This window comes from Pseudonocardia sp. T1-2H, assembly GCF_038039215.1.
Lineage (GTDB): Bacteria > Actinomycetota > Actinomycetes > Mycobacteriales > Pseudonocardiaceae > Pseudonocardia.
Genome location: NZ_JBBPCL010000001.1, coordinates 1,455,246 through 1,471,601 on the forward strand (window position 1 = coordinate 1,455,246; position 16,356 = coordinate 1,471,601).

Here is a 16,356-nt window from a genome sequence, read left to right on the forward strand (position 1 = left end):
CTGTCGGGGAGGACACCCGAGTTTCCCGTTCGGCCACGGGAGGCGGGGTCCGGCTGCGACGATCCGGGTCGTGACCACCGACCGGCCCGAGCTCGTCGTCAACCGGGAGCGGCAGCGGGCGCTCTACGGTGTGCCCCTGGCCGAGCGCGTCCACCACCTGACCCGGGCGCTCGGGATCAGCCAGGCCCGCCTCGCCGCCACCCTCGGGATCAGCCCCGCCATGCTCAGCCAGCTGATCAGCGCCCGCCGGGTGAAGATCGGCGACCCGGCGGTGCTGAGCCGGATGATGCTGCTCGACGAGCGGTGCGCCGGCGGGCGGGTGGACGTCGGCCCGGAGGGGGTCGACGGCCTGCTGGCCGAGGTGAACGCCGCCGGCCTGCAGTGGCGGGAACCCCGGTCGGCCCCGGACCCCGACCTCGTGAACGGGGCGGGCGCGCCGGCCCCCGGCCCTGCGCGGGCGGCGGACGGCGCGGCGGCCCGCCCCCGCACCAACGCGGCGGACGCGCTCCGGGCGGTGGCGACCCCGGCCCGGCTCGTGGCCGCCGCGGCGGCCCTCGCGCCGTCGTTCCCCGAACTCGCCGAGGTGCTCCGGCAGGCGGCCGGCCCGCCCCGGACCCGCACCCGAGTCGCCGTCCGTCGCCCCGTCAGGCCCGCTGACCGGCCCCTTTCGGGTACGTGACCGCGGCCGGCCGGGGCCGCACTGGTAGCCTGGTTCACAGGGTCCGGCTGCAGTCCGTGGCGGCCGAGACCGTCCCCCGCCCCGTACGCGGCGCGCCGTCAGCGGTGCACGTGAGGCCAGGGAGCGGGACCCACGGACTTCACCACAAGAGGAGTACCACCAGTGGCTCTCGACGCCGCACAGAAGAAGACGATCCTCGCCGACTACGGCGTCCACGAGGGGGACACCGGGTCCCCCGAGGCCCAGGTCGCACTGCTCACCAAGCGCATCAGCGACCTGACCGAGCACCTCAAGCAGCACAAGCACGACCACCACTCCCGGCGCGGACTGCTGCTCATGGTGGGTCGCCGCCGTCGCCTGCTCAAGTACCTGGCGTCGGTCGACGTCGCGCGCTACCGGTCGCTCATCGAGCGGCTCGGCCTGCGCCGCTGATCCATCCCGGTCCCCCGGGGTGAACCAGCCCGGGGGCCGGCCGGCACAACTCCATCCCGCACACGCCACCGCGTCCGGCACATGATCCGCCGGTCCTCGGTAGTGGCTCCCGGAACCGACGAGAAGCAAGGTCCCGGGGGCTTCGATCGAAGACCGGCTCCGCGGAGGATCCGCCCGGCAGGTGGCAGTGCTCATCCCATCCGAGGAGAGACTCCACTTCATGACCGATCCCATCGAGATCGACGGGGTGCACGAGAGCACCGCCGTCATCGACAACGGTTCCTTCGGGACCCGCACGATCCGGTTCGAGACCGGGCGCCTCGCGCGCCAGGCCGCCGGGTCCGTCGTCGCGTACCTGGACGACGAGACCATGCTGCTGTCCGCCACCACGGCGTCGAAGCAGCCCAAGGAGCACTTCGACTTCTTCCCGCTCACGGTGGACGTCGAAGAGCGCATGTACGCCATCGGCAAGATCCCCGGCTCGTTCTTCCGCCGGGAGGGTCGCCCGGGTACCGACGCGATCCTGACCTGCCGGCTGATCGACCGGCCGCTGCGCCCGTCGTTCGTCGACGGCCTGCGCAACGAGATCCAGATCGTCGTCACGGTCCTCTCGCTGGACCCGCAGGACCCCTACGACGCGCTGGCGATCAACGCCGCGTCGGCGTCCACGCAGCTCTCCGGTCTCCCGTTCTCCGGGCCGATCGGCGGCGTCCGCGTCGCCCTGATCGACGGCCAGTGGATCGCGTTCCCGCAGCACGAGGACCTGCAGCGGGCCGTGTTCGACATGGTCGTCGCCGGCCGCATCGTCGGTGACGACGTCGCCATCATGATGGTCGAGGCCGAGGCCACGACCGAGACCAACGAGCTCGTCGCGGCCGGTGCCCAGGCGCCGACCGAGTCCGTCGTGGCCGCGGGCCTGGAGGCGGCCAAGCCGTTCATCCGCAGCCTGTGCATCGCGCAGCAGCAGCTGGCGGACGTGGCCGCGAAGCCGGTCCGCGAGTACCCGACGTACCCGGCCTACCAGCCGGACGCGTTCGAGGCCGTCGAGGCCGCCGCCTCCGACGACCTGGCCGCCGCGCTGACCATCGGCCCGAAGCAGGAGCGCGAGGCCAAGCTCGACGAGATCAAGCTCCACGTCCTCGAGCAGCTCGGGCCGAAGTTCGAGGGTCGCGAGAAGGAGCTCGGCGCCGCGTTCCGGTCGCTGAACAAGAAGCTGGTCCGCCAGCGGATCCTGCGCGAGCAGGTCCGCATCGACGGCCGCGGCCTGACCGACATCCGGCCGCTCTCGGCCGAGGTCGAGGTCGTCCCGCGGGCGCACGGCTCGGCGCTGTTCGAGCGCGGCGAGACCCAGATCATGGGTGTCACCACGCTGAACATGCTGCGCATGGAGCAGCAGATCGACTCGCTCGGCCCGGAGTCGCACAAGCGCTACCTGCACCACTACAACTTCCCGCCGTACTCGACCGGTGAGACCGGCCGGGTCGGGTCGCCGAAGCGCCGCGAGATCGGCCACGGCGCGCTGGCGGAGCGGGCCCTGCTGCCCGTGCTGCCCACGCGCGAGGAGTTCCCGTACGCGATCCGTCAGGTGTCCGAGGCGCTGGGCTCCAACGGTTCGACGTCCATGGGCTCGGTCTGCGCGTCCACGATGTCGCTGCTCAACGCCGGCGTGCCGCTCAAGGCGCCGGTCGCGGGCATCGCGATGGGCCTCGTCTCCGACACGGTCGACGGCACCACCAAGTACGTCGCGCTGACGGACATCCTGGGCGCCGAGGACGCGTTCGGCGACATGGACTTCAAGGTCGCCGGCACGGCCGAGTTCGTCACGGCCCTGCAGCTGGACACCAAGCTGGACGGCATCCCGTCGGAGGTCCTCGCGGCAGCCCTGTCGCAGGCCAAGGACGCCCGGATGACCATCCTCGAGGTGCTCGGCGAGGCCATCGACGGCCCGGACGAGATGAGCCCCTACGCGCCGCGGGTCACCGCGGTCAAGGTCCCGGTCGACAAGATCGGCGAGGTCATCGGCCCGAAGGGCAAGATGATCAACTCGATCACCGAGAAGACCGGCGCGGACATCTCGATCGAGGACGACGGCACCATCTACGTCGGTGCCGCCGACGGGCCCTCCGCGGAGGAGGCGATCGGCATGATCAACGCCATCGCCAACCCGCAGCTGCCGAAGATCGGCGAGCGGTTCCTGGGCACGGTCGTCAAGACCGCCGCCTTCGGCGCGTTCGTCTCGCTGGTCCCCGGCAAGGACGGCCTGGTCCACATCTCGAAGCTGGGCTCCGGCAAGCGCATCGGCAAGGTCGAGGACGTCGCCAAGGTCGGCGACAAGATGCGCGTCGAGGTCACCGACATCGACAACCGCGGCAAGATCAGCCTCATCCCGGTCCAGGAGGAGGGCGCCGCGGGCGACGCCCCCGCCGAGACCACGGAGCCGGAGACGGCCGAGGCCTGATCACTTCGTGACGCACCGCACCACCACTGGGACGGCGGCACCGGAATCCGGTGCCGCCGTCCCGGCGGTTTCCCGCACCGACCTGCCCGGCGGCATCCGGGTGCTCACCGAGCGCGTCCCGGGCGTCCGGTCCGTCGCGCTCGGCATCTGGATCGCGATCGGCTCCCGCGACGAGAACCCGGACCAGGCCGGTGCCGCGCACTACCTGGAACACCTGCTCTTCAAGGGCACCGGGCGGCGTACCGCCACCGGGATCGCCGAGGAGATGGACGCGGTCGGCGGTGAGCTGAACGCGTTCACCGCCAAGGAGCACACCTGCTACTACGCGCACGTCCTGGACGAGGACATGCCGATGGCGCTGGACGTCCTCGCGGACGTCGTCACCAACGCCGAGCTCGCGCACACGGACGTCGAGCTGGAGCGCGGGGTCGTCCTCGAGGAGATCGCCATGCGCGACGACGACCCCGAGGACCTGCTCGGCGAGCTCTTCGACGAGACCCTGTTCGACGAGCACCCGCTCGGCCTGCCCATCGTCGGCTCCGAGGAGTCGATCCGCGGGATGAGCCGGGACACCCTCTTCGACTTCTGGCGCGGTGAGTACACGACGCCGCGGATGGTCGTCGCGGCCGCCGGCAACCTCGACCACGCGCACGTCGCGGACCTGGCGGCGAAGGCCCTCACCGATGCCGCGTCGCGCTTCCCGACCGGCGTCCCCGTCGGGCCTCGCTCCGGGGCTTCCGGGCTGCTCAGGCCGCGCCGCGCCCTCGCTCTGCGTTCCGACGACTCGGAGCAGAGCCATCTGATGCTCGGCGTACCGGGGCTGAACCGGCACGACCCGCGGCGCACGGTGCTGTCCGTGCTCAACAGCGCCCTCGGCGGAGGCCTGAGCTCGCGGTTGTTCCAGGAGGTCCGGGAGCGGCGCGGGCTCGCCTACCAGGTCTACTCGTCGCACGCCTCCTACGCGGACGCCGGCACTCTCAGCGTCTACGCGGGCTGCGCGCCCGAACGGCTCGGCGAGGTCGTCGGGGTCGTGCGGGACGTGCTCGCGGGTGTCGCGGCGGACGGGCTGACCGAGGCCGAGGTCGTCCGGGCCAAGGGCTCGATGCGCGGCGGGCTGGTCCTCGGGATGGAGGACACGGCGTCGCGGATGAACCGCCTGGGCCGCTCCGAGCTGGACCACGGCCGGCAGCGCTCGGTCGCCGAGAGCCTCGAGCGGATCGACGCGGTGACACCGGAGCAGGTGTCCGCGCTCGCGGCGGAACTGCTCGACGTGCCGCTCACGGCCGCGGTGGTCGGGCCGTACGACGACGAGTCGGAGCTGCCCGGCGCGCTGCAGGACCTGGCCTGACGGTGCTGCTCACCGTGGCCTCCGGGCTGCTCGTCGTCCTCGGGCTGGTCGGTGTCGTGGTGGCGGTGCTGCCCGGGCTGGTCCTCGTGCTCGCCGGCGTCGCGCTCTGGGCGGTCCCGCGCGGCGACGCCGTGGGCTGGTGGGTCCTCGGGATCGCCGCGGCCCTGCTGGTGCTCGGCACCGTGGCGAAGTACCTGCTGCCGAGCCGGGCGCTCAGGGAGGCGGGCGTCCCGAACCGGACCCTGCTGGCCGGCGGCGTCCTGGGCATCGTCGGGTTCTTCGTCGTCCCGGTCGTCGGGCTGTTCCTCGGGTTCGTGCTGGGCGTCTACCTCGCCGAGCTGGCACGGTCGAAGGACCGCGGCGCGGCCTGGCCGTCGACCAGGCACGCGCTGCGGGCCGTCGGCTGGAGCATCGTGATCGAGCTCGCCGCGGGCCTGCTGATGGCGGCGACGTGGGTCGCGGGCCTGGTCGTGGGCTGAGTCGCCGCCGCCCCCGGCGGCCGTTCGAGGCGCCCACCTAGGCTGGTCCGGCCAGCGGCGCAGGGAGCGCCGGGTGTGGAGGTGGGCGTGAGCGTGAGCGAGCCGATCCGGGTTGCGGTCCTGGGCGCGAAGGGCCGCATGGGCTCGGAGACGTGCGCGGCCGTGCGCGCGGCCGCGGACCTGGAGCTGGTGGCCGAGCTCGGCGCCGGGGACCCACTGTCCGCGCTGACGGAGGCGGGCGCACAGGTCGTCGTCGACTTCACCCGGCCCGCCGTCGTCATGCACAACCTGAGCTTCTGCATCGAGCAGGGCATCGCCGCCGTCGTCGGCACCAGCGGTTTCGACGCCGAGCGGCTGGCGACGCTGCAGGGCTGGCTCGACGAGAGGCCCGGTTCGGCGGTGTTGGTCGCCCCGAACTTCGGGGTCGGCGCGGTGCTGTCGATGGCGTTCGCCGCGCAGGCCGCCAAGTTCTTCGAGTCCGTCGAGATCGTGGAGCTGCACCACGCCGGCAAGGTCGACGCGCCGTCCGGCACCGCAGCCCGGACGGCCACGCTCGTCGCCGAGGCGCGTGCCGAGGCCGGGCTGGGGCCGGTCCCGGACGCCACGACCAGCGAGCTCGACGGCGCGCGCGGGGCGGACGTCGACGGCATCCGCGTGCACTCCGTCCGGATGCCCGGGCTGGTCGCGCACCAGGAGGTCATCCTGGGGGGCGAGGGCGAGGTCATGACCATCCGGCACGACTCGATGAACCGCGCGTCGTTCATGCCCGGGGTGCTGCTGGCGGTCCGCGCCGTGCGCGACCGCCCAGGCCTCACCCTGGGCCTGGAGCCCCTCCTCGGCCTCTGAGCGTCGGCGGGACGGGGTTCGGGCCGCCGTCAGGATCCGGTGAGCACCAGGTCCAGCGGCCCCGAGCACCGCACCTCGCGCACCGTGCGCACACCGGTGTCGAGGGTCCGGACCGCCCCGTCCGGGGCCCAGCCGGCCCGGGCGTAGAAGCCGCGCGTCGCCGCGTCCGTCTCGGGGACCCAGGCCCGGCCGCGCTCCGACCCGGCCGCGCGCAGGGCCTCCGCGGCGGCCGCGAGCAACCGGCCGCCGTGCCCCCGCCGGGCCCACCGCGGCTCGACGACCAGGGCGCTGATCTCGGCGATGTCCCTGTCCTCCCGGCCGGCGTAGCGGGCGGCGGCGCAGAACCCGACGGTCCACTCGCCCTCGCCGGCGACGAAGACCCAGTAGGACTCGGCACCCGAGCCTGCGCCGGCCGCCACCGCGTCCGCCCAGGCCGCACGGGCCTGGTCGCCGCGCAGCTGTTCGAGGGCCTCCGGCGGCACGATCCCGGCGTAGGCGACACGCCAGGTGTCGGCCTGGATGCGGACGATCTCGTCGACGTCGGAGTCGGCGGCGGGGCGGACCGCGGCGATGGCCATGGTGCATTCGTACCGGACGGGTTCCCGGTGGCTCCGGCCACACTCCTTCCGCCGACTGGTTGGGCATGGCAACGTTCCCCCGCGTGAGCAGAGGATCGGTCGACGTCGCGGCCTCGACCCGGTCGGCGTGGATCGCGCTCTGCGTCGTCTACGTCCTGTGGGGATCGATCTACCTGTTCAACCGGCTGCTCATCACCTACGTCCCGCCGCTGCTCGCCGGCGGCACCCGGTTCCTGACGGCCGGGCTCGGCCTCACGGTGCTGGTCGTCCTGTTCGCGGGGCCGAAGGGCCTGCGGATGAGTCGCAAGCAGCTGGCCACGACCGCGCTTTCCGGGCTGCTGCTGCCCGCCTGGGGCAACGGGCTGGTCGCGGTCGCGCAGACGCAGGTCGCCTCCGGCCTCGCGGCGCTGCTCATCGCCGTGGTGCCGCTCTACATCGTGGTGCTGCGCGCGCTGGGCGGGGACCGGCCGCGCCGGGCCACGGTGGGGGGCGTGGTCGTCGGGCTCGCCGGGCTGGCGGTGCTCGTGCTCGCCGCGCCGTCCGCGGGATCGGGCGGCACCCAGGGGAGTGCGTGGTGGGGGCCGTGGCTGGTGGTCCTCGCCGGGCTCGGCTGGGCCACCGGCACCTACGCGACGACGAGGCTGCCGGTCCCGGCGAACCCGTTCGCCCTCGCCGCGGTGCAGATGACGATCGGCGGCGCGGTCCTGCTGACCATCGGGAGCGCGAAGGGGGACCGCCTGGACCTTCCCACGATCCCCGCCGGGACCTGGTGGGTGTGGGTGGGCGCCGTGCTCGCGACCCTCGGCGGCTTCAGCGCCTACGCGTGGGCGCTGCGGGTCCTCCCGGTCTCCACGGTCGCGACCTACGCCTACATCAACCCGGTCATCGCGGTGCTGCTCGGCGTGCTCCTGGTGGGGGAGCGGTTCTCCCCGGGACAGATCCTGGGCGGGGCGATCGTGCTGGTGGCGGTGTTCCTGGTGGTCGCGGCGGAACGCCGGCCCGTGGTCGCGGCCCCGGCCTGACCCCGGCGGTGGGCCGTCCGCGGCGGGACTGTCGGTGTCCGGTGGCAGCATCTCGGCCGTGCGGACGAACCCAGCCCGAACCCTCGGAGCGGACGTGGCCCGGCGGACGGCGCTCGCGGCCCAGGGCTTCGCCGAGCCCCGCCCCGCGGGCCCGGTCACCCGGCGGCATCTGCAGCGCACGCTCGCCCGCACCCGGCTGTTGCAGCTGGACTCGGTGAACGTCGCGGTGCGGGCCCACTACATGCCGCTGTTCAGCCGGCTCGGACCGTACGGAAGGGACCTGGTGGACGCGGCGGCGTGGTCGCACTCGGCGCGGCGGCCCCGGCTGCTCGTCGAGTACTGGGCGCACGAGGCGAGCCTGCTCCCGGTGGAGGACTGGCCGTTGCTGCAGTCCGGCGCCAAGCGGCCGGGCTGGTGGAGGAACTACGCGCACCTCGCCGAACGGCGACCGGGGCTCGTGGAGGACGTGCTGGCCGCGGTCAAGGAGTCGGCCCGGTCGGCGCGGGAACGCTGGAGGACGTGCTCGGCGCGGAGTTGCCCCGCCCGCCCGGGGTGAGCTGGTGGGAACGCTCGGAGGTCAAGCGGATCTGCGAGTACCTCTTCGGCCTGGGCGCCCTCACCACCGGCACCCGGGTGAACTTCCGGCGCCTCTACGACCTGCCCGAGCGCGTCCTGCCGCCGGAGGTGCTGGCCCGGCACCCGATGGACCGGCACGAGGCCGCCCGCGGGCTGATCCGGCGGTCGGCGTCCGCGCTGGGCGTCGGGACGCTGTCGGACCTGCGGGACTACTACCGGCTCGGCCCCGAGGACACCCGGCAGGCGGTGGCGGAGCTGGTCGAGGCGGGGGAGCTGGAGCCGGTCACCGTCCGCGGCTGGACCCAACCGGCCTACCGGGATCCCGCGGCGAAGGTGCCGCGGCGGGTCGAGGGCCGGGCGCTGCTCTGCCCGTTCGACCCGCTGATCTGGGAGCGGGACCGCACGATGCGGATCTTCGGCTTCCGCTACCGCGTCGAGATCTACGTGCCCGAACCGAAGCGCGAGTACGGGTACTACGTCTTCCCGTTCCTGCTCGACGGCGAGCTGGTCGCCCGGGTGGACCTCAAGGCGGACCGGGCCGCCGGGGTGCTGCGGGTGCAGGGGGCGTTCGCGGAGCCGGGGGTGGACGGTGCGCGGGTCCCCGCGGAGCTGGCCGCGGAGCTGCGGGTGATGGCGGAGTGGCTGGAGCTCGACGGCGTGGTGGCGGGCGAGCGGGGCGACCTCGCGGGGCCGCTGGCGGTGGAGCTGCGGTGAGCGAGGCCGCCCCGGGCACCGTCAGGCCGTGGTCGCCTCCGCGGCCCGGGTGACCAGCACGTCGCCCGTGCCGGTGCGGCCCCGGATGCGCAACGCGGGCTCCGTCGCCGGGGCGACCGCGCCGACGTGGAGGTCGCTGCGGGCCCGCCCGGAGCCGGACGACAGGTCCAGTTCGGCCACGACACCGGAGTGCACGCCGATGCGGATCCCGCCGGAGCCGGTGGTCAGGTCGTAGGTCCCGGACACCGCGTCCGCCACCTCGACGTCGCCGGAGCCGGTGCGCAAGGACAGGTCGGCCGCGACCTCGCCGAGCCGCACCGCGCTGTTGCCGGCCTTGATGCTGGTCGACGCGGCGAGGGCGGCGGCGGCGATGCGGCCGGACCCGGTGCGGATCTTCGCCTTGCCGTCGACCGCGCCGAGCTCGATCGCGCCGGAGCCGGTCGTCACCTCGACCTGGCCCTCGACCGCGCCGAGACGGGCCTCGCCCGACCCCGTGCGGACGGCGGCCCAGCCCGCGGTGCCGGTCACCGTGACGTCGCCGGCGCCGGTGCGCACGGCCAGCCGCGAGCGGGCGGGGGCCCGCACGACGACGGCCAGCGGTACCACGCGCAGCGGGAGGTCGCCGGTGGAGCGGACCACGAGCCGCCGGGCGGGCTCGGACCAGGTGATCTCCGCGGCGCGGACCGCCGCGGCCCCCTGGTCGGCCGGGCCCGCGCCCGGCCCGAAGGCCCCGCCCTCGCGGAAGGCGCCGCCCTCGCCGAACGGCCCGCCCTCACCGAAGGCGCCGGCCTTGCCGAACGCGCCCTGACGGAACGCCGCGGCCTGACCGATCACCTTGCCCAGATCCGGCCCGGCGGAGGAGCCGAGCCAGTTCAGGAGCCCGCTGACGCCCTGGGCGAACGGGTTCGCCGGGTCCGGCTCGTGACGGACCTCGACGTGGACCTCGTCCGCACCGTCGACGAGCTCGATCCGGACCCGCCCGACGTCGATGCCCACCTCGATCTCGGCGGGCCCGTTCGCGGCCCAGCCCTGCTGCCGGACGGCCTCCTGCGCGTCACTCCCCGCGTCGTCACCGGCCGCACCACGGTTCGCCGCCGCCGCCCCGGTGTCCTCGGGTCCGGACGACTCGGATCCCGTGTCCTCGGGTCCGGTGGACTCGTGCTCGTTCATCGCGCTCACCCCTGCACCCAGCCGCGGACGCGTCGCCCGCCGTCGTCCCCGCCGGAGCCGCCCTCGCCCCGCCCGTCCCCGCCGTGCCGGCGCTGCTTGCCGGCCAGCGCACCCTGCACGGCCTGCGCCACCCACGAGTTCAGCGAGACCCCCTGGGACGCCGCGGCCTGCTCGGCCTGCGCCTTGATCTGCTCGACGAGCCGGAGCGTGATCCGGCTGATGTCGCCGGTGTCGCCGCCCTGCGGCGGGAGCGGCGGCGTGGCGCGGGCGTGTTCGGGCGCCGCCGCGGGCTCGCCGGAGACCGCGACCCGGACGTCCCGGCCGTCGAGCCGCAGCTCGACGACCCGGTCCCCGAGGTGGGCGGTGACCTCGGCGGCCAGGTCGGACATCGCGTTCATGATCGCCAGCCGCGCGGCCGGCTCGATCGCCGCGCCGAGCAGCGCGGCGGTCCGCCGGGTCTGCTCGTCGCCGGCGGCCGCGGCAGAGGCGAGATCCTCCCGCAACTGTGTGACGTACTGGCCGATATCCATGGCACCACTATGGCGTCACTGATGACGTCACGCAACGTCTTGTTGACATCATCGGTGATGTCGGAGGTGAGGTCCCGTCACCCAGAGTGGCCCGGTTACGCTCCTGCCATGCCGGAGACCGTGCCGCTCAGGGTCCAGCTCGTCGCGAAGACCGAGTTCCTTCCGCCGGCCGACGTGCCGTGGGAGACCGACGCGGACGGCGGCCAGGCGCTCGCGGAGTTCGCCGGCCGCGCCTGCTACCAGTCCTGGAGCAAGCCGAACCCGCGGACCGCGACGAACGCCGGCTACCTGCGCCACATCCTCGAGGTCGGCCACCTGTCCGTGCTCGAACACGGCACCGTCAGCTTCTACCTGACGGGCATCTCCCGCTCGCTCACCCACGAGCTGATCCGGCACCGACACTTCTCGTACTCGCAGCTCTCGCAGCGCTACGTCCCGGAGCGCAACGCGGCGATGGTCGAGCCGGACGCCATCGCGGGCGACCCCGAGCTGCACGAGATGTTCCTCCAGGCGGCCGACGCGTCCGTCCAGGCCTACGAGCAGCTGCTCGAGGGCCTGGAGAAGCGCTTCGCCGACGTCCCGAACGCCACGCTGCGGCGCAAGCAGGCGCGGCAGGCGGCGCGGGCGGTCCTGCCCAACGCCACCGAGACCCGGATCGTCGTGACCGGCAACTACCGGGCCTGGCGCCACTTCATCGGGATGCGCGCGACCGAGCACGCGGACGTCGAGATCCGCGCCCTGGCGATCGAGTGCCTGCGCCAGCTGCAGCACGAGGTGGCCAACGTGTTCACGGACTTCGAGATCCAGAAGCTCGAGGACGGCACGGAGATCGCGAGCAGCCCCTTCGTGACGGAGGGCTGAGCGCCCGGCGCCTCCCTTCCTACGTCGGCGGGCGCCGGTTTCGCCCGGTGCGGGAGCGCGTCCGGCGTTAGGTTGCGCGGGTGAGCCTTGCCAGCACCGAGCGTGCCGCCCTCTGCGACGAGTTCGAGTCCTCCGGCCCGGACCGGCCGACCCTCTGCAAGGGCTGGACCAGCCGCGATCTCCTCGCCCACCTGCTCGTCCGGGAGCGCCAGCCGTGGGCCGCGCCCGGGATCCTCGTCCCCGCGCTGGCCCCGCTGGCGGAGAAGGCGATGCAGGGCTACGCGAACACGTCCTGGGAGTCGATGATCCGCGACCTGCGCGACGGCGCGCCGCCGTGGTCCCCGTACAGGATCGGGAAGGTCGACGAGGTGGCGAACGGCGCCGAGTTCTTCGTCCACCACGAGGACGTCCGCCGCGGCGAGCCCGGCTGGGAGCCCCGCCCGGCCGACCCCGAGCGGGACGCCGAGCTGTGGAACCTGGTCACGCGGATGGGCAAGATCCTCTTCCGGCGCAGCCCCGTCGGGGTCGTGCTGAGGCGCCCCGAGGGTGCGATGCACGTCGTCAAGACCGGCTCGGGGATGGTGACGCTCGTCGGCGAGCCGGGGAGCTCGTGCTGCACGCGTTCGGCCGGGACGCGACGAACGTCGAGGTCGAAGGCCCGGTCGCCGACGTCGAGGCGTACGAGGCGGCACCGCGGGGGTTGTAGCGCGTCTCCGCCGTCCGGTCGGCTCAGGTCTCCGCCTGCCGGCCCGGGCGGTACCGTCAACCCATGAGCCCGACCCCAGCGCTGCCGCGGCCCCCAGGCCGACCGTTCGGCCAGGTGCTGACCGCGATGGTCACACCGTTCGACGCCGAGGGCGAGCTGGATCTGGCCAAGGCCGAGGAGCTCGCCACCCATCTGGTGGACCTCGGCAACGACGGCCTCGTCGTCAACGGCACCACCGGCGAGGGCCCGACCACCACCGACCAGGAGAAGTCCGAGCTGGTCCGGGCCGTGGTCAGCGCCGTGGGAGACCGGGCCACGGTCGTCGCGGGCGCCGGGACCTACGACACGCGGCACAGCGTGCACCTGGCCCGGGAGGCGGAGAAGGCGGGCGCGCACGGGCTGCTCGTCGTCACGCCGTACTACTCGCGGCCGCCGCAGTCCGGCCTGCTGCTGCACTTCACGGCGGTCGCGGACGCGACGGACCTGCCGGTGATGCTCTACGACATCCCGCCGCGCAGCGTCATCCCGATCGAGCTGGAGACCCTGCAGCGGCTCGCCCAGCACCCCCGGATCCTCGCGGTGAAGGACGCGCGCAACGACCTGCGCGTCGGCACCGAGGTGCTGGCCACGACCACGCTCGCCTACTACTCCGGGGACGACCCGGTGAACCTGCCGTGGCTCTCCGTCGGGGCGGTCGGGTTCGTCAGTGTGATCGGGCACGTCGTCGCGGACCGGCTCCGGGTCATGCTCGACGCGTACGAGGCGGGCGAGCACGACCGCGCCCGCAACCTGCACTACGCGATGCTGCCGCTGCTGCGGGCCATGGGCCGCGTCGGCGGGGCCGTGTTCGCCAAGACCGCGCTCGGGCTGGTCGGCGTGGACGTCGGCGAACCGCGGCTGCCGCTGCCGCCCGCCACGGAGGAGCAGGTCGCCGCGATCGCGGGCGACCTCATGGCCGCCGGCGTCGCGCTGGACCCGGACCGCGTGCCGGGCCGCGTCGCCCCCGGGCACGGTGCCCTCGGCACCCGCACCCCTACGGACCTGGGGGCCGAGGTCGCGTACCGCTGAGGTACGCCGCCGCCCCAAAGATCACCGACAGCTGTACTCCACCTACCTTCGCGAGGCCATCACTTGAGCCGCCCACCGTCCCGTTCCGACCGTCGAAACCGCCCGCCGCGGCGCGATCGACAGACCCCCCGGCGCCCCCGGAGGACGCCAACCGCACGGAGCTTCCCCGCCGGTCCGCCACCCGCCCTCGCCCGGGGCGGCCTGCGCGTGTTCGCGCTCGGCGGCATCGGCGAGATCGGCCGCAACATGACCGTCTTCGAGTACGAGGACCGGCTCATGGTCGTCGACTGCGGGGTGCTGTTCCCCGCCGAGGACTCGCCCGGCGTCGACCTGATCCTCCCGGACTTCCGGGCGATCGAGGACCGTCTCGACGACATCGACGTCCTGGTCCTCACCCACGGCCACGAGGACCACATCGGCGCGGTGCCGTTCCTGCTGCGGCAGAAGCCGGACCTGCTCGTCGTCGGGTCGAGGTTCACGCTCGCGCTGGTCGCGGCCAAGTGCAAGGAGCACCGGCTCACCCCGCACCTGCTCGAGGTCAAGGAGGGCGACCGGCTCAACCACGGGCCGTGGGACTGCGAGTACTTCGCGGTCAACCACTCCATCCCGGACGCGCTGGCCGTCGCCATCCGCACGCCTGCGGGCCTCGTCCTGCACACCGGTGACATCAAGCTGGACCAGCTCCCGCTCGACGGCCGGCTCACGGACCTGGCCGGGTTCTCCCGGCTCGGCGACGAGGGCGTGGACCTGTTCCTGGTGGACTCCACCAACGCGGACGTCCCCGGGTTCGTCACCCCCGAGCGGGACATCGGACCGGTCATCTCCGACGTCTTCGCGAAGGCGCCGTCGCGGATCATCGTGGCCTGCTTCGCGAGCCACGTGCACCGCGTCCAGCAGGTCATCGACGCCGCGGCGGCGCACGGCCGCAAGGTCTGCTTCGCCGGCCGGTCGATGGTCCGCAACATGGCGCTCGCGGGCGAGCTCGGCCTGCTCAACGTGCCGGACGGCCTGCTCGTCGACCTCGACGACGCCATGCGCCTTCCGGACGACCAGCTGGTCCTCGTCTCGACGGGCTCCCAGGGCGAGCCGCTCTCGGCGCTGTCCCGGATGGCCCACGGCGAGCACCGCAGCGTGATCATCCGGCCCGAGGACACGATCGTGCTGGCCAGCTCGCTCATCCCGGGCAACGAGACCGCGATCTTCGCGGTGATCAACGGGCTGACCCGGCTCGGCGCGACCGTCGTGCACCAGGGGAACGCCAAGGTGCACGTGTCCGGCCACTCGCCGGCCGGTGAGCTGCTGTTCCTCTTCAACGCCGTGCGCCCGAGCAACGTCATGCCGGTGCACGGCGAGTGGCGGCACCTGCGGGCGAACTCCGCGCTGGCCGTCAAGACGGGGGTGGCCGAGGCGAACGTGGTCATCGCCGAGGACGGCGTGGTCGTCGACCTGGTGGACGGCAAGGCCGCGATCACCGGCAAGGTCGAGGTCGGCCGCGTGTACGTCGACGGCAACCAGGTCGGGGACATCGGCGAGACGACGCTGGGGGACCGGCTCGTCCTCGGCGAGGGCGGCTTCATCTCGATCACCGTCGCGATCGACGGGACGACGGGCCGCGCGGTCTCCCGTCCCTCGCTCTCCGGCCGCGGCTTCTCCGACGACCCCAAGGCGCTCGACGCCGTCCTCCCGCTGGTGGAGGACGAGCTGTCCCGCACCGAGAACGAGGGCATCACGGACACGCACCGGATCGCGCAGAGCGTGCGCCGGGTCGTGGGCAAGTGGGTCGGCGAGACCTACCGCCGCCGCCCGATGATCGTCCCGACGGTCATCGCCGTCTAGGTATCCCGCGAGTCGGGGTCCAGCGACTCCCGAGTCGGGGTCTCCCGTCGACGGAAGACCCCGACTCGGTGGTCGCGAAACCCCGACTCGCGGGAGTTACAGGTCCAGGGTGAGGCGGGGGCAGCCCGGGGCGGCCCGGGAGACGCAGACGAACATTGTGTCGTTCGCGGCCTGCTCCTCGTCCGTCAGCAGTGAGTCCCGGTGGTCGACCGCGCCCGCCAGGACCGCCGTCTCGCAGGTGCCGCAGGTGCCCTCCTGGCAGGACGAGAGCACCGGCACGCCGGAGTCCTCGATCACCTCCAGGACCGAGCGGTCCGCCGGCACCGTCAGCACCGTGCCGGTCTGCGCCAGCTCCACCTCGAAGGACTCGGACGGCCCGTCGGTCGCGCCCTCCTTCGGGGCGAACCGTTCGACGTGCAGCGCGTCGTCCGGCCACCTCGCGCACCGCTCCTCGACGGCGAGCAGCAGCGGCTCGGGACCGCAGCAGTAGACGGCCGCGTCCGGGTCGGGCTCGGCGAGCAGGCCGTCGAGGTCGAGGAGGCCCGTCTCGTCCTGCGGGCAGATCTCCACGCGGTCCGGGTACTCCGCGACCAGGGAACCCGCGAACGCCATCGACGCCCGGGTCCGACCGCCGTAGACCAGCCGCCACTCCGCGCCGGCCTCCTCGGCGGCGGCGATCATCGGCAGGATCGGTGTGATCCCGATGCCGCCCGCGAGGAACAGGTACCGCTTCGCCTCGACGAGCCGGAAGTGGTTCCGCGGCCCCCGCACCCGGACGGCGTCGCCCTCGGCGAGCAGGTCGTGGACATGGGCCGAACCGCCCCGGCCCGTGGGCTCGCGCAGCACCGCGACCTGCAGGACGGAGCGGTCCCGCGGGTCCCCGCACAGCGAGTACTGCCTGATCAGCGCGCCCAGCGCGAGGTCGAGATGCGCGCCGGGCTCCCACTCGGGGAGGTCGGCCCCGTCCGGCGAGCGCAGGGTCAGCCGGACGACACCGTCGGCCACGGTCTCCTTGCGGTCGAGCCGCAGCTCGAACTCGTTCTCCATGGTCCC

At 73.7% G+C, this 16,356-nt stretch carries 15 protein-coding genes and 1 pseudogene; 12 read left to right on the top strand and 4 right to left on the bottom strand.

What is annotated here, in order from left to right; translation table 11 throughout:
- The first annotated feature begins 70 nt into the window (after positions 1 to 70).
- The 6 genes from WBK50_RS07325 (at position 71) to dapB (ending at position 6,242) form a co-directional block, all read left to right on the top strand.
- On the top strand, positions 71 to 679 hold the full coding sequence (locus tag WBK50_RS07325) for an XRE family transcriptional regulator (protein WP_341334859.1): 609 nt from the start codon (positions 71 to 73) through the stop codon (positions 677 to 679).
- Between the two features lie 162 nt (positions 680 to 841).
- Positions 842 to 1,111, top strand: a complete 270-nt coding sequence (rpsO, locus tag WBK50_RS07330) for a 30S ribosomal protein S15 (protein ID WP_297500738.1) — start codon at positions 842 to 844, stop codon at positions 1,109 to 1,111.
- Between the two features lie 220 nt (positions 1,112 to 1,331).
- The gene (locus tag WBK50_RS07335; RefSeq protein ID WP_341334860.1) at positions 1,332 to 3,569 is read left to right on the top strand and encodes a polyribonucleotide nucleotidyltransferase; all 2,238 of its coding nucleotides are present in this window, start codon (positions 1,332 to 1,334) and stop codon (positions 3,567 to 3,569) included.
- Positions 3,570 to 3,576: 7 nt separating this feature from the next.
- Positions 3,577 to 4,917 (top strand): M16 family metallopeptidase, encoded by a 1,341-nt coding sequence (locus WBK50_RS07340; RefSeq protein ID WP_341334861.1) that lies wholly within the window; start codon positions 3,577 to 3,579, stop codon positions 4,915 to 4,917.
- A gap of 2 nt (positions 4,918 to 4,919) precedes the next feature.
- Complete coding sequence (locus tag WBK50_RS07345; protein WP_341334862.1) at positions 4,920 to 5,396, top strand: DUF456 domain-containing protein; 477 nt, start codon at positions 4,920 to 4,922, stop codon at positions 5,394 to 5,396.
- Positions 5,397 to 5,483: 87 nt separating this feature from the next.
- Positions 5,484 to 6,242 (top strand): 4-hydroxy-tetrahydrodipicolinate reductase, encoded by a 759-nt coding sequence (gene dapB, locus WBK50_RS07350; protein ID WP_341334863.1) that lies wholly within the window; start codon positions 5,484 to 5,486, stop codon positions 6,240 to 6,242.
- Positions 6,243 to 6,271: 29 nt separating this feature from the next.
- Here the strand turns inward: dapB and WBK50_RS07355 are convergent, their stop codons facing one another.
- Positions 6,272 to 6,820, bottom strand: coding sequence for a GNAT family N-acetyltransferase (locus tag WBK50_RS07355; protein ID WP_341334864.1), 549 nt, complete (start codon positions 6,818 to 6,820; stop codon positions 6,272 to 6,274).
- Between the two features lie 83 nt (positions 6,821 to 6,903).
- Here WBK50_RS07355 and WBK50_RS07360 point away from each other — a divergent pair, with 83 nt between their 5' ends.
- Together WBK50_RS07360 and WBK50_RS07365 are read left to right on the top strand one after the other, a co-directional pair.
- On the top strand, positions 6,904 to 7,842 hold the full coding sequence (locus tag WBK50_RS07360) for an EamA family transporter (protein ID WP_341334865.1): 939 nt from the start codon (positions 6,904 to 6,906) through the stop codon (positions 7,840 to 7,842).
- 49 nt (positions 7,843 to 7,891) lie between these two features.
- Positions 7,892 to 9,132: pseudogene (locus WBK50_RS07365) on the top strand (winged helix-turn-helix domain-containing protein).
- 21 nt (positions 9,133 to 9,153) lie between these two features.
- Here WBK50_RS07365 and WBK50_RS07370 read toward each other — a convergent pair.
- Positions 9,154 to 10,302, bottom strand: a complete 1,149-nt coding sequence (locus WBK50_RS07370) for a DUF4097 family beta strand repeat-containing protein (protein WP_341334866.1) — start codon at positions 10,300 to 10,302, stop codon at positions 9,154 to 9,156.
- A 5-nt stretch (positions 10,303 to 10,307) separates the two neighbouring features.
- Positions 10,308 to 10,832: a toxin-antitoxin system HicB family antitoxin gene (locus WBK50_RS07375; protein ID WP_341334867.1), complete on the bottom strand. Its 525-nt coding sequence runs from the start codon at positions 10,830 to 10,832 to the stop codon at positions 10,308 to 10,310.
- A gap of 108 nt (positions 10,833 to 10,940) precedes the next feature.
- On the opposite strand from WBK50_RS07375, the gene thyX reads away from it, so the two are divergent.
- The 4 genes from thyX (at position 10,941) to WBK50_RS07395 (ending at position 15,303) form a co-directional block, all read left to right on the top strand.
- Positions 10,941 to 11,693 (top strand): FAD-dependent thymidylate synthase, encoded by a 753-nt coding sequence (gene thyX / locus WBK50_RS07380; RefSeq protein WP_341334868.1) that lies wholly within the window; start codon positions 10,941 to 10,943, stop codon positions 11,691 to 11,693.
- 80 nt (positions 11,694 to 11,773) lie between these two features.
- Positions 11,774 to 12,466 carry a TIGR03085 family metal-binding protein gene (locus WBK50_RS07385; RefSeq protein ID WP_341334869.1) on the top strand — a complete coding sequence of 231 codons (693 nt, stop codon included), beginning with the start codon at positions 11,774 to 11,776 and terminating at the stop codon, positions 12,464 to 12,466.
- Complete coding sequence (dapA, locus tag WBK50_RS07390) at positions 12,463 to 13,467, top strand: 4-hydroxy-tetrahydrodipicolinate synthase (protein WP_341334870.1); 1,005 nt, start codon at positions 12,463 to 12,465, stop codon at positions 13,465 to 13,467. The genes WBK50_RS07385 and dapA overlap by 4 nt, the downstream gene beginning before the upstream one ends.
- Before the next feature lie 207 nt (positions 13,468 to 13,674).
- Entirely contained in the window at positions 13,675 to 15,303 is a 1,629-nt protein-coding gene (locus WBK50_RS07395; RefSeq protein WP_445942233.1) for a ribonuclease J, read from the top strand.
- A gap of 96 nt (positions 15,304 to 15,399) precedes the next feature.
- Here WBK50_RS07395 and WBK50_RS07400 read toward each other — a convergent pair whose 3' ends face one another.
- Positions 15,400 to 16,350, bottom strand: coding sequence for a PDR/VanB family oxidoreductase (locus tag WBK50_RS07400; protein ID WP_341334871.1), 951 nt, complete (start codon positions 16,348 to 16,350; stop codon positions 15,400 to 15,402).
- Positions 16,351 to 16,356 lie beyond the last annotated feature (6 nt).

What these genes read in the sequence shown, in the direction of transcription:
- WBK50_RS07335 (WP_341334860.1), top strand. Translation starts at nt 1,332, where the DNA reads ATGACCGATCCCATCGAGATCGACGGGGTGCACGAGAGCACCGCCGTC.
- WBK50_RS07355 (WP_341334864.1), bottom strand. Translation starts at nt 6,820, where the DNA reads ATGGCCATCGCCGCGGTCCGCCCCGCCGCCGACTCCGACGTCGACGAG.
- WBK50_RS07370 (WP_341334866.1), bottom strand. Translation starts at nt 10,302, where the DNA reads ATGAACGAGCACGAGTCCACCGGACCCGAGGACACGGGATCCGAGTCG.
- WBK50_RS07375 (WP_341334867.1), bottom strand. Translation starts at nt 10,832, where the DNA reads ATGGATATCGGCCAGTACGTCACACAGTTGCGGGAGGATCTCGCCTCT.
- thyX (WP_341334868.1), top strand. Translation starts at nt 10,941, where the DNA reads ATGCCGGAGACCGTGCCGCTCAGGGTCCAGCTCGTCGCGAAGACCGAG.
- dapA (WP_341334870.1), top strand. Translation starts at nt 12,463, where the DNA reads ATGAGCCCGACCCCAGCGCTGCCGCGGCCCCCAGGCCGACCGTTCGGC.
- WBK50_RS07400 (WP_341334871.1), bottom strand. Translation starts at nt 16,350, where the DNA reads ATGGAGAACGAGTTCGAGCTGCGGCTCGACCGCAAGGAGACCGTGGCC.